19 protein-coding genes are annotated in these 18,157 nt (G+C 52.8%); 14 read left to right on the forward strand and 5 right to left on the reverse strand.

Going from position 1 to position 18,157, the window contains the following annotated elements:
* Positions 1-75 precede the first annotated feature (75 nt).
* From AB5Y92_RS21955 to AB5Y92_RS21975, 5 genes are all read left to right on the forward strand, one after another.
* The gene (locus AB5Y92_RS21955) at positions 76-456 is read left to right on the forward strand and encodes an HAD hydrolase family protein (RefSeq protein WP_101530401.1); all 381 of its coding nucleotides are present in this window, start codon (positions 76-78) and stop codon (positions 454-456) included.
* Positions 447-2,021 (forward strand): capsular biosynthesis protein, encoded by a 1,575-nt coding sequence (locus AB5Y92_RS21960; RefSeq protein ID WP_164535780.1) that lies wholly within the window; start codon positions 447-449, stop codon positions 2,019-2,021. Before AB5Y92_RS21955 ends, AB5Y92_RS21960 begins: the two co-directional genes overlap by 10 nt.
* The gene (locus AB5Y92_RS21965) at positions 2,021-2,776 is read left to right on the forward strand and encodes a glycosyltransferase family 2 protein (protein ID WP_164535781.1); all 756 of its coding nucleotides are present in this window, start codon (positions 2,021-2,023) and stop codon (positions 2,774-2,776) included. The genes AB5Y92_RS21960 and AB5Y92_RS21965 overlap by 1 nt, the downstream gene beginning before the upstream one ends.
* Positions 2,763-3,683 (forward strand): WavE lipopolysaccharide synthesis family protein, encoded by a 921-nt coding sequence (locus AB5Y92_RS21970; protein ID WP_101530404.1) that lies wholly within the window; start codon positions 2,763-2,765, stop codon positions 3,681-3,683. Before AB5Y92_RS21965 ends, AB5Y92_RS21970 begins: the two co-directional genes overlap by 14 nt.
* Before the next feature lie 230 nt (positions 3,684-3,913).
* Positions 3,914-5,113 carry a 3-deoxy-D-manno-octulosonic acid transferase gene (locus tag AB5Y92_RS21975; RefSeq protein WP_201987249.1) on the forward strand — a complete coding sequence of 400 codons (1,200 nt, stop codon included), beginning with the start codon at positions 3,914-3,916 and terminating at the stop codon, positions 5,111-5,113.
* Positions 5,114-5,156: 43 nt separating this feature from the next.
* On the opposite strand, the gene AB5Y92_RS21980 is transcribed toward AB5Y92_RS21975, so the two are convergent.
* Complete coding sequence (locus AB5Y92_RS21980) at positions 5,157-5,696, reverse strand: hypothetical protein (protein WP_159142749.1); 540 nt, start codon at positions 5,694-5,696, stop codon at positions 5,157-5,159.
* 298 nt (positions 5,697-5,994) lie between these two features.
* On the opposite strand from AB5Y92_RS21980, the gene AB5Y92_RS21985 reads away from it, so the two are divergent.
* The 7 genes from AB5Y92_RS21985 to AB5Y92_RS22015 all read left to right on the forward strand — a co-directional run bounded on the left by AB5Y92_RS21985 (position 5,995) and on the right by AB5Y92_RS22015 (position 11,605).
* Positions 5,995-6,711: a substrate-binding periplasmic protein gene (locus AB5Y92_RS21985; RefSeq protein ID WP_368227805.1), complete on the forward strand. Its 717-nt coding sequence runs from the start codon at positions 5,995-5,997 to the stop codon at positions 6,709-6,711.
* A 60-nt stretch (positions 6,712-6,771) separates the two neighbouring features.
* Entirely contained in the window at positions 6,772-7,593 is an 822-nt protein-coding gene (locus tag AB5Y92_RS21990; protein ID WP_368193198.1) for an AraC family transcriptional regulator, read from the forward strand.
* A 40-nt stretch (positions 7,594-7,633) separates the two neighbouring features.
* Positions 7,634-8,269, forward strand: coding sequence for a LysE family translocator (locus AB5Y92_RS21995; RefSeq protein ID WP_076495599.1), 636 nt, complete (start codon positions 7,634-7,636; stop codon positions 8,267-8,269).
* Positions 8,270-8,326: 57 nt separating this feature from the next.
* Positions 8,327-9,457: a PotD/PotF family extracellular solute-binding protein gene (locus AB5Y92_RS22000; protein ID WP_368227806.1), complete on the forward strand. Its 1,131-nt coding sequence runs from the start codon at positions 8,327-8,329 to the stop codon at positions 9,455-9,457.
* 390 nt (positions 9,458-9,847) lie between these two features.
* On the forward strand, positions 9,848-10,504 hold the full coding sequence (locus AB5Y92_RS22005; RefSeq protein WP_100644777.1) for a DUF3313 domain-containing protein: 657 nt from the start codon (positions 9,848-9,850) through the stop codon (positions 10,502-10,504).
* 100 nt (positions 10,505-10,604) lie between these two features.
* Positions 10,605-10,967: a cystatin domain-containing protein gene (locus AB5Y92_RS22010; protein WP_042054283.1), complete on the forward strand. Its 363-nt coding sequence runs from the start codon at positions 10,605-10,607 to the stop codon at positions 10,965-10,967.
* Positions 10,968-11,092: 125 nt separating this feature from the next.
* The gene (locus AB5Y92_RS22015; RefSeq protein WP_139748102.1) at positions 11,093-11,605 is read left to right on the forward strand and encodes a cupin domain-containing protein; all 513 of its coding nucleotides are present in this window, start codon (positions 11,093-11,095) and stop codon (positions 11,603-11,605) included.
* A 101-nt stretch (positions 11,606-11,706) separates the two neighbouring features.
* On the opposite strand, the gene AB5Y92_RS22020 is transcribed toward AB5Y92_RS22015, so the two are convergent.
* Positions 11,707-12,207 carry a DUF1993 domain-containing protein gene (locus tag AB5Y92_RS22020; RefSeq protein ID WP_368227809.1) on the reverse strand — a complete coding sequence of 167 codons (501 nt, stop codon included), beginning with the start codon at positions 12,205-12,207 and terminating at the stop codon, positions 11,707-11,709.
* 311 nt (positions 12,208-12,518) lie between these two features.
* Between AB5Y92_RS22020 and ydfZ the strand changes: the two genes are divergently transcribed.
* Positions 12,519-12,716, forward strand: coding sequence for a putative selenium delivery protein YdfZ (ydfZ, locus tag AB5Y92_RS22025; RefSeq protein WP_368227811.1), 198 nt, complete (start codon positions 12,519-12,521; stop codon positions 12,714-12,716).
* A 198-nt stretch (positions 12,717-12,914) separates the two neighbouring features.
* Positions 12,915-13,352: a DUF2846 domain-containing protein gene (locus AB5Y92_RS22030; protein WP_047438473.1), complete on the forward strand. Its 438-nt coding sequence runs from the start codon at positions 12,915-12,917 to the stop codon at positions 13,350-13,352.
* 73 nt (positions 13,353-13,425) lie between these two features.
* On the opposite strand, the gene AB5Y92_RS22035 is transcribed toward AB5Y92_RS22030, so the two are convergent.
* The 3 genes from AB5Y92_RS22035 to uvrD form a co-directional block, all read right to left on the reverse strand.
* Positions 13,426-14,271, reverse strand: coding sequence for a NotI family restriction endonuclease (locus AB5Y92_RS22035; RefSeq protein ID WP_368227814.1), 846 nt, complete (start codon positions 14,269-14,271; stop codon positions 13,426-13,428).
* A complete protein-coding gene (locus AB5Y92_RS22040; RefSeq protein ID WP_236374519.1) occupies positions 14,268-15,395 on the reverse strand; it encodes a site-specific DNA-methyltransferase in 1,128 nt (375 codons plus the stop codon). The genes AB5Y92_RS22035 and AB5Y92_RS22040 overlap by 4 nt, the downstream gene beginning before the upstream one ends.
* A 194-nt stretch (positions 15,396-15,589) precedes the next feature.
* Positions 15,590-17,761 (reverse strand): DNA helicase II, encoded by a 2,172-nt coding sequence (gene uvrD, locus AB5Y92_RS22045; RefSeq protein WP_115521530.1) that lies wholly within the window; start codon positions 17,759-17,761, stop codon positions 15,590-15,592.
* Positions 17,762-18,157: the final 396 nt, after the last annotated feature.

Here is an 18,157-nt window from a genome sequence, read left to right on the forward strand (position 1 = left end):
GCGTGATTTTTTGAATAGATTTGTATATATTTATGATGGCGGTTATTTCTTGGTGTAGGTGGGGTGCGGTTACATATGAAAAAAATAATAATCGATCTTGATGGTACGTTAACACAAGCAAACACATCTGATTATAAAGTAGTGTTGCCACGAATGGATGTCATTGAGGCACTAAAAATTTATAAAGAAAATGGGTTTGAAATAGTCATTTTCTCCGCAAGAAATATGAGAACCTTTGAGGGTAATGTAGGGAAAATAAATGTCCATACATTACCAATCATTACAGAGTGGCTCGATACTCATCAGGTTCCATATGATGAAATTATTGTCGGTAAGCCGTGGTGTGGTAAGTCAGGTTTTTATATCGATGATCGTGCTATTAGACCATCTGAATTTGCCACACTCTCGTTAGACGAGATCAACACATTGCTTGAAAAGGAAAAAAAATGTTCCTGATCATGTCTGCTGCGTATGTGAATCAAGACCTAGAGGCTGAATTCGGTAAAATCCCCCCCAGTTTTTTGCCACTGGGTAATCGTCGTTTATTCAAACACCAAGTGGCGCTAGCCCCGAGTGGAACAGATGTTTATTTGTCTGTTCCAGAAAATTATAGATTATCAGATAGTGACCTTGCATGGTTGACTGAGCAGGGAGTTAAGGTCATTTACATTCCTGTCGGACTTAGTCTTGGAGCTTCTCTTGTTGCTGCGGTTAATTTGAGCGAGTACCGCCAGGGGAGTTCTCTACATGTTCTTTATGGCGATACGTTATTTGGCCGACTCCCTGCAGGGGAGAATATAGTTAGCGTTTCAAAGACTGAGTATTATTACAATTGGGCTACTCTAGGGCATGAGAATGTTGATTGTATTGAAGATGAAAACCGCGATGTTGAAGGTCTGATAATAGATGGATATTTCAAGTTCCAGGACGCTAGGGAACTAATTCGATGTATTACTCAATGTAACTGGAGTTTTCTAGAAGGATTAAATCGGTATCATCATAAAGTTAGGTTAAATGTAGTTAAATCAGATGGGTGGTTGGATTTTGGGCATGTAAATACATACTACAGATCAAAGGCTGAATTTACCACGCAACGTGCATTCAATGAGATTGTGATTACGCCATATTTTATTGAAAAATCTAGCGTCCATAATGTAAAAATTATGGCCGAGGCGGAGTGGTTTGAAAAGCTTCCTTTTTCTTTACGTGGATACATCCCTCAGTTCTTGGGATCATCAAAAAATGATGGTAGCGCTACGTATCGACTAGAGTATTTGCACAATACAGCGCTAAATGAGGTTTATGTCTTCTCTGCGTTACCCAGCTTTTGCTGGAAACCAATAATTAATAATTGCCTAGATTTTCTATTGGATTGTCAACGTGTTAAAAATACTGAAAACCAGCCTGCTAATCAAGTGAGCGATTTATTTGGGGCGAAAACACTGAGTCGTATCAATGATTATTGCCAGTCAACAAATATATCACTTAATGAACATTGGAAATATAATGATTTTCAGCCTGTATCCATTCAGGATTTATTAGATGCATGTAGTGTATATTTACCAAAAGATTGTGGGTTAGCGTCTGTACTGCACGGAGACTTCTGTTTCAGTAATATATTATATGATTTTCGTGCACAAAAAATAAAAGTGATTGATCCTAGAGGAATTACTGCTAACAGTGAAATGACGATATATGGAGATGTTTCATATGACATCGCTAAGCTTAGTCATTCTATTCTTGGTTTGTATGATTGGATTATCGCTGGTTATTATGATGTAAACATATCTGCAAGGGAAATAGAATTTAAAATCAAAGTCAGTAATTATGTGGATGATATTCAGTCTTATTATATATATCGCGTCGGTTCGGTATTTGGTATGCGGCCTGAGACTCTTTATGCGATGCAAATTCATCTGTTTTTGTCTATGTTACCACTTCATGCTGATTGTAAAAAACGGCAAAATGCGCTATTCGCAAATGCATTCCGTTTATTCCACATATTAAAGGGACTTAATTGATGATTGTTATTCCAATGGCAGGAATGAGTTCTCGCTTTTTTAAAGCGGGTTATGATAAGCCTAAATACATGTTGTCTGCACATGGTGCTACGCTATTTGAACACTCAGTTAATAGCTTTCATATGTATTTTGAAGATACGCCGTTTTTGTTTATTGTTCGTGATGTTTACAATACTGAAAATTTTGTAAAAGAAATGGCCACCAAGATGGGGATCAAGAATTTTTTCATTTCTACACTTTCAAAAGAAACAAGAGGGCAAGCTGAAACGGTAGCGATTGGACTGCTTGATTTCATCAAAAATCATGCTCCATACCTAGGTTCTATCACAATATTTAATATCGACTCTTTCCGTCACAATTTCACCTTTCCAGATATCATTGAGAATTGTGATGGATATTTAGAGGTTTTTAAAGGTGATGGTGATAATTGGTCTTTTGCAAAGCCATTAAAAGAAGGTAGTACAGAAGTTGTGCTGACGGCTGAAAAAAATAAAATATCAGATTTATGTAGTACCGGATTATATTTTTTTGCGAAGTGCGATGACTATTTAGATGCGTATAAAAAATATGAGGCTTTGCCTGCAGCGAAATGGGATAGGGGTGAGTTATATATAGCCCCAATGTATAATATAATGATAAAAGAGGGTAAAAAAATCCATTATAATTTGATCGAACGAGAAGAAGTTATTTTCTGTGGCGTGCCCAGCGAATACCTTGATTTCCTTTCTCAGGATGTAATAAATGAAGATAAATGATCAAGATATTACGTTCGTTGTACAAGGTCCAGTGCAGGCAAGTAAGGATCGTTCTCAAATTGATGGGGTCACATCGCAATGTCTGAAGTCTATTAGAACGTACTTTCCTACGTCCACAATCATTTTGTCTACATGGCAAGGCCAGAATATTGATGGTTTGGATTTTGATCAGGTTTTACTATTGGAAGATCCTGGTCAAAATATTATAATGAATGATGGCAATGTTGTAAAATTAAACAATAACCGACAATTATATGGTGTGCACATGGGACTTGCTATGGTTGCAACCCCTTATGCCGTAAAGATTCGTAGTGACAATATAGTGACTGGTCGCGGTTTTCTAGATCTCTATCAGAAGTATGTAAACGAAGAAAGAGTGAGTGATTTCTGCTATTTGGATAGCCGAGTCATTACGAGTAGTGCTTTTTTTATTTCATCACATTACGGTAAGCCTGTATTTTTCCATAAGAGTGATCTATTTGACTTTGGTCTGACGACAGATCTACTAAAGATATGGCCAGAGAAAAAATTAGAACAGCTGCACTTCTACTTAAAGGCCGGATATAAAGAGCGTTATCCAGCAACGGAACAATACTTTTTACTACATTGGCTGTCCATATTGATGGGTAAGACGTTGAAGATCAATAATAAGGCTAATGATGATGCAGGATTGGGATCAGATTTCTGGCCTTGTTTTGTGGCTAACAATCTCATTGTGGCAACACCTGAAATGTTATCTCTAGATGTGACAGAAAAATTTTATAAACGAGGTAATCTCGCGTTAGAGTTAGACTTGAGTGACTGGTTATATTTCGTTGGCTTGAAAAAACGGCCATTTGATGTCAAGAGAGTGTATAGGAAATATAAAGAAATATCTGGGCTCCTATTCAGGAGAATCAGAGAATAAAACACAGGTTCATGACATCTGTCACACTTAAGTCTGATTGATGAATTGTCATATTTAATGCTGTTAAATATTATATTGTGGGGCATACCTTTTTCTTAAGGGAGCTATGATTTTAATGGTCATGTGAGAAATCAATGGTGAAAAATAGTTATGGACTGGCATTGTTACTCGGTATTGGGACATCCATATTATTTTCTGTATCGCAAGTAATCGGTGGCGATCAGACCCAGATGCTCTACAAGGGTTACCTTGGGGCTTATGAGGGGGTCTGGCTCAGCTATGGCAATGCGGCGAGTGCTGTGGGCAATGTGCCGGGGAGCTTGTCTGCCTGGCTGATTGGCGGGCCGCTGCTGCTGTGGGATTCTCCCTATGCCCCCATGGTGTTGCTGCTGGCGATGCGGTTGGTCGGGTTTCTGCTGTTTGATGCGGTGATCAGTCAGGTGTTTGATGACAGGGTGCGTCTGCTGTTTCTGGTGCTCTGCTGGCTCAACCCCTGGTTCCAGTACGAGAGTCTGCTCTACAACCCCTCCTATCTGTTCCTTTTCTCGGCCATGCACTGCTGGTCGGCCTGGCATATGCGCGAGCGGGCCTCCTTTTGGCACATGATCGTCCACCTGCTGGCTATCGGCATGGCGATGCAGCTGCACTACTCCTGGCCGCTGCTGGCGGTAATGTCCACCTATCTGTTCTGGCGCCGCATTCTCAAGGTGAGCTGGAGCGGGGTGGTGGTGGCGACCCTGCTGATCGGTGCCTCCCTGATCCCTTACGTCATGGAAGTGATGAGCAACAGCCATATCACCCAGAACGTCGATCCCGAGGCGCGCCAGCGCTATATCGGCTGGGGGCTGGTGCATGTCTATCCGGTGCTGAAATCAGTGCTCTACTGGCTGCGCTACGGCTCCTGGCTGTTTGCCAGCAAGCTGGTCAACGACACCCAGTTCATCTGGCTGGCGGGACACGAATACCTGCAGATGGCGGCCATCTGGCTGTGGCGGGTGGTGATCTACGGAGTGGGCTCGGCCACCGTGCTGCTGGCAGCAAAGGCCAACTGGCAGCTGTGGCGTGAACTCAAGCCGCGTCTGCTGCGCAGCGACCGTGCTCCAGTGGATGGTGAAAGCTGGCTCGGCCTCTATGCGCTGGCGGCGGTGCTGGCGGTGCTGGTGAGTGCGGCGCTCTCGCCCATCATCTTCAACTACTGGCACCTGATGCTGATCTTCCCCTACGCCCTGTTCCCGATCCTGCTGTTGCTGGTGCGCTGGAGCCGCCGTTATCCGCAGTGGGTTGGCAAGGGGCTGCTGGCGGCAACCCTGTTCTGCACCGCGGTGAACCTGATCGCGGCGTGCGACAGCACCAAGTTCTCTTATCAGGCGGACTACAAAACCCAGGTGCTGGAGTATCTGCAAGAGATGAAGCTGCAACCCAAGCAGTGAGTCATCCACGGCCAGCTCCCCGATCTCGGTGGGCTGGCTGTCACTATTCGAAACGGTCCATATGGGCGAAGTTTTTGGCTTCGGCAACCCAACCCTCACGTCCCTGCTTGTCCCGGATTTTTACCCACCACTGGTTCTGCGGTGACCGGCCGTATCTGATCTCTTTGCGCGCATAGTCATAATCGAGGATGTAGGTTTTGCCCTTGTACCAGAACAGGCTATTGCCTTCGCCCAGTCCGCCGAGGATATAAAGCGTTTCCCCTGCCTTCATATTCAACAGCGGCCCTTTTCCCTCCTCGTTGTAGCCCAGCTTGACCGATCTGAGTATTTCGACGATCCCCGGTAGTTCGGTAATGACAACCCCGGTCAGTCCTTCCACCTGTTGGCCGCGGGGTAGCCGGAACAGCGCTTTGGCCGTCAGGGATGGTTCTGCTCTGACAATCACCTCTTGCTTGGTGGTCCACGCCTGATAGGTACAACCCTCAAACGGGCAGCGACCCCAGTCGTAATAGGGCAGGCGCGGCTTTTCATCAGAACTTACAGTCGTAGCAAACAGCGACAACAACAGCAAAAACAGTCTCATGAATCTACCTGTCCGGCGGGGCGCTCACCCGCCGGTTTAATGAATGGGGCCGCACTATATCTCAAGAGACCAAAATCCATCAAAGCCGCGGAAGTATTGATTTTCACCGCAATAAAACGGGGCCCATTGGTCATGGGAGTAGGGGGCACAAGAGGTCGAAGCGCGGCAGGGGCGGATAGCCCGCCCCTTTGCCTTGTGCCATGCTGATGGCTATCAGGGCATCGGGTCGGCACCTATGGGCATCTCTCGTTCGGGCACGCGTTTGGTATTACTGCTATCGGCACTTCTTCTCCCTCTTATGACCATCAGTCACGCCGTGGCGATCACCGCGCCCCTGCGAGGATGCGTCTTTCAGCTGGCGCCGCTGGTCACCATCGATCAGCAGGGCGAGGTCTCCGGGCCGGTGATCGACTACTTTCGCCGTCATATCGAACCCGCGATCGGGCGCACCATCGAGTGGCAGGGGCTCAATGTGGCGCGGCTGCTCAGCAACCTCGAGAGCGGCGAGTGCGATCTGACCCCGCTGCTGAGTTACAGTCCCGAGCGTGCCCGTCACTTCCGCTATATCGACCCCCACCTGTTGCTGCTGCGGCCGGTGCTGGTGGTAATGGTGCCATCGCGACTTCACTCGGTCGAACGGCAAGAAGATCTCTTCGGCACCACCATCGGCTGGTCGAGTCAGGCGATCGTGCCGCCGCTGTTGCAGCATCCGCAGATCCACATCGACACCCTCTCCCAGCTCAGCTGGGAGCATGGCAACATGCAGAAGTTGCTGCGTGGGCGGATTGATGCCGCACTCTTCTCCAACGATATTTCCGCCAACCATTTTCGCGCCAAGCTCCCTGCGGCGACCCGCCTCATCTACCTGCCGGTCACCCCGCTGCAGGTGCATATCGTGCTGAACAAGTCGCTGGGGGATGGCAATCCCGAACTGGTACAACGTATGCGTCAGATGGTGGAGCGGGTGCCGCTCGCCTCGCTGGTGGAACCAACCCCTCGGCTGTGGGGGCGTTGAGAGGGGGTTGCGTGCAATAATCTACAAGTCCAAGGCCCGCTTCTGGTGTATCTATAAGCCATGAATACCACCGATTCCCTTATCCGCTACTGGCAATCCCCGCACCTGCCGGGGGTCGAGCTGTCACACTCCCACCACAGGGCGTTCAGCTACGGCCGCCATGTCCATCTCGATTACCATATCGGGCTGGTGCAGCGGGGTGGCCAGAAGTTTATCCACAAGGGGAACAGCCACCATCTGGTGCGCGGGGTGCTCTCTACAGTCAACCCGGATGAGGTGCACGACGGCCTCAGCCTGCTGCCGGAAGGGTATGAGGTGCGGGTCTTCGCCATCGATCCGCAGCAGCTGATGCTCTGGCTGCCGGAGCAGCCGGAACCCTTCTTCGACAAGGGATTGCAGAGCCGCCCCGACCTCTATCAGGGCTTTGCCCAGCTGCACGGCTATCTCGACAACCCCAAGGCCGATGGCCTGCTGATCGAGAGCCAGCTGCTTGCCCTGCTGGGGGAGCTGCTGCATCTGGCCCCCGAGGTACACCAGTTGGCGGATCCCCAGTTGCGATTCCTGCGCGACTACCTGATGGCCGCCCTCGACGAGCCCCACTCGCTGGAAGAGCTGGCGGGGCTGCTTGGGCTCGATCGCTTCGCCTTCCTGCGCCAGTTCAAGAAGCGCAGCGGCATGACTCCCTACGCCTGGCTGAAACGGCTGCGGCTGGAGCAGGGCAAGCGGCTGCTGGCGAGCGGCATGGCGGTGAGCGAGGTGGCGCTGGCGGTCGGTTTCTTCGATCAGAGTCACTTCCACCACGGCTTTCGCCAGGCATTCGGTCTGACACCCGCCGAATTTCGTGCCCAGATGCAATCTTTTACAAGCCGCGCCCCCCGCTGATCCGCCATGCTGACTCTCCGTCGTTAAAGCGAGAGTTGTTATGCTGACCAGTCTGTTCGTTACCCTCGGCCTGATGCACCTGATTGCACTGGCCAGCCCCGGCCCCGATTTCGCCCTGATCCTGCGCACCAGCCTGCACCGGCCGACCGCCCTTGGCGCGGCGCTGGGCATCTCGCTGGCGATCATGGTGCACGCCACCCTGAGCCTGACCGGGATCAGCATGCTGATCGCCAGTCACCCGCTGCTGTTTATGGTGATCAAGTGCTGCGGCGCCCTCTATCTGGGCTGGTTGGGGTGGGGCGCCCTGATGGCGGCTCGCCAACAGAGCAGCACCGTGATGCAGAGCGCCGCCAACGAGCTGCGCGGCTGGGGCAGGGGCGTGCGCACTGGCCTTGCCACCAACCTGCTTAACCCCAAGGCGCTGGTGTTCTTTATCGGTCTGTTGGCCGCCATGGTGACGCCAGAGGTGGATGGAATGACCCGCAGCCTGCTGGTGGGCGAGCTCTTCATCATCTCTCTCTGCTGGTTCGGGCTGCTGGCATGGAGCCTCTCCACCGATCGTGCCCAGCGCCTGCTACTGCGGGTGCAGCGGCCGCTCAATCTGGTGACCGGCGTGCTGTTTGCGGTGGTCAGCCTCTCCATTCTGGCGAGCATGGGGGCCGAGCTGATGGTCTGACGAGTGGGCGCATGGGCCTATACTGCAACAAGGTTTACCTGTCAGGAGTGCCCGGCCATGCGTCTACTGCCTCTTTGCTGGTTGTTGGGGATGACCCCGGCGCTGGCGGCCCCGGTTCAGCTCAAATTGCTTGAATGGGGCTATCTGCCAGCGGGTTATGAACAACAGTTTGCCGACTACGCCAAAGCCCATGGGGTGGAGGCGACGGTCAGCCGGATCGAGCCGCTGCTGACCGATTTCGACAGCGTCTACCGCGCCCTGCGCACCCGCAGCGCCGATGTGGTGCTGCCGACCAGCTACTTCTACAAGGCCCATCACCAGCCGCTGTTCAAGCTGCTGCTCCCCATCGATTTCAGTCGCCTGCAGCACTACACCGAGGTGAAGCCCGCCCTCAAGAACACCGAGTATGACAAGCAGGGGGAGCGCAACTACTCGGTGCCCTTCTCCTACGCCATGTTCAGCCTTGCTTACGACAGCAAGCAGGTGCCACAGGCGCCCACCAGTTGGCAGGTGCTCGCCAACAGCTCGCCGCCGGGCCAGTTTGCCGAGTTCTGCGACCAGTTCGAACCGCTGCTGTTCTCGGTGCTGCTCTCGCTGGGCAAGTCGCCCGCCCTGTTTGCCAGCGGCGAGATGCTGGCCGACAAGACCTTGCAGCAAGAGGTGGAGCAGCAACTCTCGCAGCGGCTGCGAGCCAGTCGCGGCTTCTGGTTCAATCAGGCCAACCGCTGCGAGGATCTGCGCCAGCAGACCTTTGCCACCACCTGGGGGCTGGAGCTGGTGGAGTGCAACAAGCAGAACGAGCAGCAGTGGCGGATCGCCATGGTGCAGGAGGGGGCCATCTATGCTCTCGATGCGATCTCCATCGCTCGCCATGTTAGCGATGATCCCGCACGGCTCAAGGCGGCCTACCTGCTGGTGGATTTTCTGCTGAGCGCACCGCTGCAGCGCCAGATGCTGGTGGGCACACCCACCATCTCGGCCAGCAATATGGCCTCCCGGCCGCCCCTCAGCCCGCAGGAGCAGGCGGTGCTGCCGGATCGCCCGCTGCCGGAGTTTGACGAGCGGCTGCTGGTGCCTGCGTTGCCCGCCCATATCAAGAATCGCTACAAACGGATGGTGCAGCAGGCGATCGTCGCCAGCGGCAAAGAGGGGCTGGTCAAGCAGTGCCCCTGGGATCTCGATAACTGATGAATGAGCCTGCCGCTTCTCCGGCGGCAGGCAAGTTTGCGCAAGATGGCTGATGATCGGTCATCGCCCGTTCCAGGGTATTCCCCCGTTCAACTCACGCCGCTCGCGGGCTCACATCGTTTGAAAAAACTGAGCGCTTACCGCAGCCCCATTTAGCCGGATTAAACAACCGAACCCTCGCCAGATTGCCGCTCATACCCTGGCTGACCCTGTACAAAAGTGCCTCAATTGTGACAACTTGGATGTGAGCTGAACAATCCTGATCTGTCCCTTGTGGGAAGGTGATGAATCGGTTATTTCTCTGTGACATTGGCGGCATCCGGCACGGGTTCTCCAGCCATGTGGTGCGAAATCCACCGCAAAAACAAACAGTAAAATGCAGGAGCAAATATGAAAAAGGTCGTGATGGTTGCCGTGGCTGCGGCCCTTCTGGGTGGCTGCGCCGTCAAGAATCAGGTATCCCACAGCTTGCAGGCGATCCCGCTGACTGCCTTCCAGCAGAGCGAGAGCAACCCCAATCAGCGCGTTTACAAGGAGCCGGGCGTTGACCTGCGCCAATACAATGAGGTGCTGCTCGATCCGCTGCAGTTTATTCGCCAGGAGAACGGTCAGTGGTATCTGCTGACCGCCAATGAACAGAACCAGATTGGCCGCTACTACCACGACAAGTTCCAGAGCGAGCTGATCAAGCAGGGCGTCAAGATCGCCACCGCCCCCGGCCCGAAAGTGATGCGGATCCAGGCCGCCGTCACCAACTTCGACCTGACCCGCCCCGACCCCAAGCTGCGTGACCTGCTGCCAGCCAAGATCGCCATCAATGTCACCCGCGAAGTGATCGGCAAGGAGCCTTACCTGCTTAAGGTGGGCAGCATGGCCCAGCTGCTCGACTCCCGGAGCGGCAAGCTGCTGGTGCGAGTGATGGATGCCCGTGAGAGCACGGATACCACCCACAAGGATGAGCCCATCACTGCCGAGGAGATGGAGAAGATGATCGACCAGTGGGCGGCCAGCCGTGCCAAACAGCTGGCGGACAATCTGGGGCGCTGATCGATTGGTGCGTCCAAGCGGGGCGCAGCGGGAGCCTTTTGGGCTGCAATAATGGCAAGATGTTGATAAGGTGGTCATTTTGCAGGCAGGAGAAAATGATATGAAACGTGTGTTGTTACCCATCCTTGTTGCTGGCCTGTTGAGTGCCTGCAGCACCTCGTCACCCACGCCTGAGTGTGCGCCGATGGCGGGTGGCTGGCAGAGTCAGCCGTTGCCCAATGCTGAAGGGGAGGCCGCGCTGGCCAGCGTGCTGGCTCGCATGAACACGGCCGCCAAGCTGCAGAGCATCCGCGAGGTGCGCAGCCAGGTGGTCTCCGGGGTCAACTACGACATCGAGTTCCAGCTCGACAACGGAGAGGTGTGGAACACCCGTGTCTATCGGGATCTTGCCGGCAACTACCAGATGACCCGCCCGGCTGCACAGGGCGAGCTTCCTCCCTTGCCTTGCGTCAAGGCCAAGTAATTCCTGCTTGTTGAGCCCCTCGTCAGAGGGGCTCATCTGACCAGAAAATTTCTGCTGTTCTCCCCGCATTCTGACAGTCAGGATGACCCTTCCCGTGACTGTATCCTCATAGAAAAGGAACCGCTATGAATCGCCACCCCTGCATCAAACACTGGAGCGAGCTGCAAGAGCAGACGCCGCGCTACTACTCCGGCAGTCAGGAGCCCCTTTCTCGCGGCTGTGCCCTCGGCAAACACTTCGGCTTTAGCCGCATCGGCATTCACCACGAGATTGTCGAACCCGGCCATCGCACCAGCTGGCCCCACGCCGAAAAGACCGAGGACGAGTTCGTCCACGTGCTGGAAGGGACGCCGGATGTCTGGCTCGATGGCGTGCTCTATCGGCTGCAACCGGGGGATTCGGTGGGCTTCAAGGCCGGTGACGGACTAGCCCACGCCTTTATCAACAACACCGAAGAGACTGTCCGGCTGCTCTGCATCGGCGATACCGACCGGGAGGACAACCGCATCCACTACGCCGTCCACCCCGAGCGCAATATCACCCTCGGCAAGCTGAACTGGGATGACGTGCCCGCACGCGAGCTGGGGGATCACGACGGCCTGCCCGACAAGCTGCGCGAGAACAACGGCCCCTTCTAGGGCGCAGCCTTTCTGCGCACCAGCCCAGCACCACCCGATATAAAAAAGCCTGCCGCGTGGCAGGCTTTTGCTATCTGTTTGCCGCCTGTGGCGTGCAGCGTTTATTGCAGGTTGAGCCCGCCCAGATAGTCACGCTTGCCGAGATCGACCCCGGCGCGGCGCAGCAGGGCGTAGGCCATGGTGAGGTGGAAGTAGAAGTTGGGAATGCCGTACTCATGGACGCAGGTATGGCCATCCATCCCCTTGCCGCCCGCCCAGTGGGGCACGTAACGGCCGCTGGCGTACTGGCTGTAGTCCGCGTCCAGCTTGCCTTGCAGATAGCTGATGGTCTTGCCGATATGGGCGCGCAGATCCGCGATGGTCTTGGGGTCATCGCCTATGGCCGGCAGCTCGCTGTGGCTGGCGGTGGCGACCACGGCGCGGGCCGAATCGCAGCAGATCAGCACCTGCTTGGACAGCGGCAGCATATCGACGATCAGCCGATCGCCGAAGAAGTTCTCCACGTTGAACTGCTTCGCCGCGGCGTGGGCCTCGGCCTTGGCCAGACAGTGATCCAGATTGGTCAGCATCTTGATGAACTGGGCGGTGATATCGCGATTCATGAGCACTCTCCATCTTGTTGAAACAGCGGCCCGCGTGCGCGGCCACAGTGAATGAGACTGGCTAATCGGCCACCAATATACCCCAACCGCTGCCGGGTTCGAGCCCGCCGCGACGAAAAGGGTAGGGCTGCGCGACTTCGCGCGACAGCCGTTGGCCAAGGGGCCATGCTCGCTTTCTGAACCTGCGAGTCCCTTATCGCCCCTTTTTTGATCTGTGACATAAATCACCTTTTTTCAGGGGCGTAGGCTGAATGCCGTTGTCCTGGACAGACGCCTGCGCATCCGCCAGGACCCAAGAAAAGGAGAATGAGATGAAGATCTATGACCGTAACCGCAATGTGCTGAACCTGGGTCAGCGCGTCATGATTGCCGCCACTGGCGCAGTCGATTTTCTGAAAGAGGCCCACACCGACAATATGACCCCCTATCAGGCGGAGCATGAGAAGTGCCTGCTGCTGGCAAACTCCGGTGAGCGCTACGCCCCCATCGAGTTGATTAGACTAGGCTGATCCCTTTCCCTGTCACCCTACTCTTTACAATTCACCCGGCCGCCGCACCTGACGGCCGGGTTTCTGATTTCCCCTCTTCATCCCACCAAATGCCGAAAAATTGAACCGGGTCACATCCCGCTCGATTTGAGCGATTGTCAGCCAGCGCAGGCTCATGCGAACCTTTAAATCCCGTTAACTCACTAAAAAATAACGACTATGTTCAGGCAAATAATGATGGGTGCCGCCCTGCTATCGGCGGCGCTGCTTTCCGGTTGTGCTTCCGTACCCATGGCCGATGCCACCGCAGACGCGCAGGCCAAGCAGTTTGTGGCGCCCAAGGATGCGGCCAACCTCTATATCTATCGCAACGAGACCTTTGGTGCGGCGGTGAAAATGCCGCTGCTGGTGGACGGTATGGCGGTCGGCGATACCGTGGCCCACACCTACATCCTCAAGCAGGTGACACCGGGCAGCCACACCATCACCTCCAAGTCGGAGAACGATGCCACCCTGACTCTCAGCACCGAGGCGGGTAAAAACTACTACGTCTGGCAGGAGGTCAAGATGGGCCTGCTAATGGCTCGCTCCAAGCTGAGTCAGGTCAGTGAAGAGGAGGGCAAACAAGGGGTGATGGAGAGCAAGTTGGTTAAATAATCGACAGAAAAGCAAGACGCAGTTATACCAACTACGTCTTGCTCAGAAAAATAAGAATTCTAAATTCCCTATATTAAAACATACGAAATAAGGTCATAGGCCCAATTTTTCTTTCAAGCATGATAAGGATTTGCTCAAGTTCGACACATGCTTCAGCTTGGAGGCCTAAACATTTTGAAATACCATCGTCATCAGTACTGAGTCTTGAGTCCATACAAATTTTGTATTTATCATTAACTCTACTCATTCTATAGGAGTGAAAATGAAGTGAGTCGCCGAGTCTTGCTGGTTGATTAAGATGGGAGAAATTGAACTCACTACCCATATAATCTAACAAATGATCTTGAATAACTAAGACGAGCTTCTTGTTTATATGTTCAAAAGTTTTTATCTTATGATGCATTTGAACTAAAATAGTTTTCGCGGTCATTTTCCAGTTGATTCCATACGGCCTACTGGAGTACTCAGCATCATCGCTAGGAATCAGGTCTACTTCTCTTAAAAAACGCTGTCTCTCAGGCCAGACTGTCCCTGTTGTATCCATTGTTTGTAGTTCAATCCCAACAAAATCCATCACTCTGCCATTTCTTGCTGAGACTAAAAAGAAGTCAACGTTTCCACCTGGAATTTTAACCTCTGGAACCACATGTAACTCATTACCTGGTTCATGGTTGGTAAGTAGATGCAGACAGTCTGTAAATATCTGGCCTCGCTCCAAAAGTCTTTCTGGGCAGATCATTATGGGTTTTGAATCTCGACCATACAGAACAGAGCATGTGCCAATAGCAATACTGGAATCAGATTTTCTTGTTTTGAAACAAGCTCTTCCTCTAAAAGGACAGCGTTGCTCTTGAATCACTTTGAGCCAATTTTGTTCGGATTTAGTATCCAGTCCAAAAAATTCTATTATATTGCTCATTTTAATTCACTGAACCTCTTTCTAGTAAGTTCTAAATAGCTTTCTGATATATCTATACCTACAGATTTGCGACCTAATTCGTATGCTGTGATTAATGTCGAACCTGTGCCAGAAAATGGGTCTAATACTATGCCACCACTTGGGCAGGTAGCTAGAATAGGTATTCTACAAAGATCTAATGGATATGCAGCGAAGTGAGACTTTCTTTTTTGAGTGTCTTCAGGCAAAATATCCCAAACATCTGCAGGTTTACTGCCATTAGGATGGTATCGTAGAAAATAAAAACCTTTATCTCTAAGTTCTTTTGCCCTTCCAGAAACTTTTTCGCTCTCTGAATGTGTGGTTCGTTGTTGTCCACGAATAACCATCCTGAAATCAGAATATTTCCCAGATGCAATATCATCTAACATACTATTAAGGGCTGAAAGAGCATTCAGTTTTTCTTGGTAATCTAATGCGGTAGACAGTTCTATTTGTCTTTTGTATCTCACACCAGAAACTCCCGTAGCGGAAACTACGGAACCATTAACTATTTTTGCATCCCTAGGCTTAGTACGAATTGCATCTACATTATAATAATAACCTTTACTTTTTTTAACAAAATGGAATATGTTTTCATGTACATTACCTAGACGATCAGTGCTATTGTCCATGCCACCTTTCAGTTTATTCCAGATTACACTATTCCTAAGTATCCAACCTTGATTATCAGTTAACTCAAAAGCTACGCGCCATGGGAGACCCAATAGTGCCTTATCTTTATATGTATCGCCTAGATTTAACCAGAATGAGCCAGTGGGTTTTAAAACTCTCTTAATTTGCAGACAGATATCAGCTAGGTTTCTGACAAAGTCCATATATTCAGTTTCTAATCCAATACCTCCATTCTCATACTCTCTTTTTCCCCAGTAGGGGGGAGATGTCATAATGAAGTCAATCGAATCAGATGGAATATGTGACAGAAGCTGAAGAGCATCACCACACATCAAAAGCGGAGAGCAATCTTGAGTGTTCTGGTACAGAGAAAATGCTTCAGAGAAAGAATCATGAACGCACTTTATATTTTTATCATGATTTTCCATCATGGTATTGATTTCAAACCCTGACTCTAATTTCTTTTTCATCTAGGTATACCGTAATACGTTCATAAAAATTAAGTACAGCTGATAATATCATTATCCAGACTAAAGTTCTTGCACCCTTCACTAGATTCTGGCCAAACTATATATTCGAATAGCCCTGTAAGGCCATCAGTGATAATTGATATCACAACCAACCCGCCCTAAGCCGGGTTGGTTTAGTTAAAAAGCGGGAAAAATCAAAGCGCTTCCAGTCTGGCATAAGCCGTCACCAGCCACTTGGCGCCGACGTCGTCGAACTGGATCTGCACCCGGCTCTGCTGGCCGACCCCTTCGAAGTTGAGTACCACCCCTTCGCCGAATTTCGGATGGAGCACCCGCTGGCCGAGCTTGATGCCGCTGGCGTCAAAGCTCTGCTGCACCTCGTTCTGGCTGAAGCGGCCGTACTGGGTGGGGCGGCTGACCTGGGTGCGCAGCCGGATCTCTTCCAGACACTCGGCGGGCATCTCGCGGATAAAGCGGCTCGGCTTGTGGAACATCTCGCGGCCGTAGATGCGGCGGCTCTCGGCATAACAGATGTAGAGCTTCTCCATGGCGCGGGTCATGCCGACGTAACAGAGGCGGCGCTCCTCCTCCAGCCGGCCCGACTCCTCGGTCGATTGCTGGCTGGGGAACATGCCCTCTTCGACGCCGACCAGCAGCACCAGCGGGAACTCCAGTCCCTTGGCGCTGTGCAATGTCATCAGCTGCACTGCATCGGCATATTCATCCGCCTGATTCTCGCCGGATTCCAGCGCCGCGTGGGCGAGGAAGGCGGAGAGATCGCTCATATCTTCCAGCTCGTCCGGGCGCTGGTACTGGCGGCAGGCGGTGACCAGTTCGTCCAGGTTTTCTACCCGCGCCTGGGATTTCTCGCCTTTTTCCGCCAGATACATCGCCTTGAGGCCGGAGTTCTGGATGGCGATATCCGCCTGCTGGTGCAGCGGCAGCAGGGAGACCTGCTCCTCCAGCGCGTCGATCAGATCGACAAAGCCGCGCACCGCGTTACCGGCGCGACCGGTCAGCACCTTGTCGTTGAGCAGCGCCTTGGCCGATTGCCACAGGTTGAGCCCCTGATCGCGGGCGTTGCCGCGCAGGATCTCGAGGGTGCGATCGCCGATGCCACGGGTCGGGGTGTTGACCACCCGCTCGAAGCTGGCGTCGTCACCACGGTTGTTGATAAGCCGCAGGTAGGCCATGGCGTCCTTGATTTCCTGGCGCTCGAAGAAGCGCAGGCCGCCGTAAATGCGATAGGGCATGGCGTCCTGCATCAGCGCCTCTTCCAGCACCCGCGACTGGGCGTTGGAGCGATAGAGGATAGCGCAGTCGGCCAGGAGGCCGCCCTTTTCCTTCCAATCCTTGAGACGGCCGACCACGAAGCGCGCTTCGTCCACCTCGTTGAAGGCTGCGTAGAGGGAGATCGGCTCGCCTTCGGCCCCTTCGGTCCACAGCTCCTTGCCAAGGCGCTCGGCGTTGTTGGCGATGACGCTGTTGGCGGCCTTGAGGATATTGGCGGTGGAGCGGTAGTTCTGTTCGAGGCGGATGGTCTCGGCGCCCTGATAGTCGGTCAGGAAGCGCTGGATGTTCTCGATCTTGGCGCCGCGCCAGCCGTAGATGGACTGGTCATCGTCACCAACGATCATCACCTTGCCGCTGTTGCCCGCCAGCATCCGCAGCCAAGCGTACTGGATGCCGTTGGTATCCTGAAACTCGTCCACCAGGATGTTCTGGAAGCGGTCGCGGTAGTGCTCGAGGATGTGCGGCTTGTTGAGCCACAGCTCGTGGGCCCGCAGCAAGAGTTCTGCGAAGTCCACCAGTCCGGAGCGATCGCAGGTCTCCTGATAGGTCTTGTAGATCTGCTGATAGGTGCGGGTGACGGGGTCGCCGTAGAGGTCGATGTCGCCGGGGCGCAAGCCTTCGTCCTTCTTGCCGTTGATGTAGCCCATCACGGCGCGGGGGGCCCAGTGCTTCTCGTCGAGGTTGAGCGCCTTGAGCACCCGGCGGATCAGCCGGTACTGGTCGTCGGAGTCGAGGATCTGGAAATCCTGCGGCAAGCCTGCATCCAGATGGTGGGCCCGCAGCAATCGGTGGGCGATACCGTGAAAGGTGCCGATCCACATGCCGCGCACGCCGTCGCCGATCACCTTCTCGACCCGGCCGCGCATCTCGGCCGCCGCCTTGTTGGTAAAGGTGACCGCGATGATGGAGAAGGGTGAACAGCGTTCCACCTGCATCAGCCAGGCGATACGGTGCACCAGCACCCGGGTCTTGCCCGAACCGGCACCGGCCAGCACCAGCAGGTTGCTGCGGGGGGCCGCAACGGCATCTCTTTGCTTGTCGTTGAGCCCGTCGAGCAGGGTTGAAACGTCCATCACCACTCCTGTTTATTTATACAGGCGGGGATTATACGGCCATCCCCCCTGCCAGACCAAATCCAAACTCGGGGGGAGGGGCGAGATGGGGTCTTGCAGGGGCGCCGGTGCGGCCATTTTTGGCTGGCGCAGAGAGAACGGGACGGGGAGGTTTCCAGCTGTAGCCAATCCTTGCTCGCGCGGTTTGTGGGGATTTTGCGAGCCGGATCACGGGCTTGCCGGGGGGCTGGATGAATAAGAGGGGAAAACGGTTTACAGTAACTTGCTGAACAATAAGAGAAATGTCGTTTGGGTCTTTTGATTGTCAGCATAAAAAACTGAAAAGTAGCTAAAAAACAACTGCTTATAAGGTTATTTGCTTAGAATTCAAACCGTTAACGCAAACGTTTTTCCCTT

The organism is Aeromonas sp. R1-1 (assembly GCF_040908495.1).
In the GTDB taxonomy this organism is placed as follows: domain Bacteria; phylum Pseudomonadota; class Gammaproteobacteria; order Enterobacterales; family Aeromonadaceae; genus Aeromonas; species Aeromonas veronii.

Coding starts and splice junctions, on each gene's coding strand:
- AB5Y92_RS21955 (WP_101530401.1), top strand. CDS start 76: ATGAAAAAAATAATAATCGATCTTGATGGTACGTTAACACAAGCAAAC.
- AB5Y92_RS21960 (WP_164535780.1), top strand. CDS start 447: ATGTTCCTGATCATGTCTGCTGCGTATGTGAATCAAGACCTAGAGGCT.
- AB5Y92_RS21965 (WP_164535781.1), top strand. CDS start 2,021: ATGATTGTTATTCCAATGGCAGGAATGAGTTCTCGCTTTTTTAAAGCG.
- AB5Y92_RS21970 (WP_101530404.1), top strand. CDS start 2,763: ATGAAGATAAATGATCAAGATATTACGTTCGTTGTACAAGGTCCAGTG.
- AB5Y92_RS21975 (WP_201987249.1), top strand. CDS start 3,914: ATGCTCTACAAGGGTTACCTTGGGGCTTATGAGGGGGTCTGGCTCAGC.
- AB5Y92_RS21980 (WP_159142749.1), bottom strand. CDS start 5,696: ATGAGACTGTTTTTGCTGTTGTTGTCGCTGTTTGCTACGACTGTAAGT.
- AB5Y92_RS21985 (WP_368227805.1), top strand. CDS start 5,995: ATGACCATCAGTCACGCCGTGGCGATCACCGCGCCCCTGCGAGGATGC.
- AB5Y92_RS21990 (WP_368193198.1), top strand. CDS start 6,772: ATGAATACCACCGATTCCCTTATCCGCTACTGGCAATCCCCGCACCTG.
- AB5Y92_RS21995 (WP_076495599.1), top strand. CDS start 7,634: ATGCTGACCAGTCTGTTCGTTACCCTCGGCCTGATGCACCTGATTGCA.
- AB5Y92_RS22000 (WP_368227806.1), top strand. CDS start 8,327: ATGCGTCTACTGCCTCTTTGCTGGTTGTTGGGGATGACCCCGGCGCTG.
- AB5Y92_RS22005 (WP_100644777.1), top strand. CDS start 9,848: ATGAAAAAGGTCGTGATGGTTGCCGTGGCTGCGGCCCTTCTGGGTGGC.
- AB5Y92_RS22010 (WP_042054283.1), top strand. CDS start 10,605: ATGAAACGTGTGTTGTTACCCATCCTTGTTGCTGGCCTGTTGAGTGCC.
- AB5Y92_RS22015 (WP_139748102.1), top strand. CDS start 11,093: ATGAATCGCCACCCCTGCATCAAACACTGGAGCGAGCTGCAAGAGCAG.
- AB5Y92_RS22020 (WP_368227809.1), bottom strand. CDS start 12,207: ATGAATCGCGATATCACCGCCCAGTTCATCAAGATGCTGACCAATCTG.
- ydfZ (WP_368227811.1), top strand. CDS start 12,519: ATGAAGATCTATGACCGTAACCGCAATGTGCTGAACCTGGGTCAGCGC.
- AB5Y92_RS22030 (WP_047438473.1), top strand. CDS start 12,915: ATGTTCAGGCAAATAATGATGGGTGCCGCCCTGCTATCGGCGGCGCTG.
- AB5Y92_RS22035 (WP_368227814.1), bottom strand. CDS start 14,271: ATGAGCAATATAATAGAATTTTTTGGACTGGATACTAAATCCGAACAA.
- AB5Y92_RS22040 (WP_236374519.1), bottom strand. CDS start 15,395: ATGAAAAAGAAATTAGAGTCAGGGTTTGAAATCAATACCATGATGGAA.
- uvrD (WP_115521530.1), bottom strand. CDS start 17,761: ATGGACGTTTCAACCCTGCTCGACGGGCTCAACGACAAGCAAAGAGAT.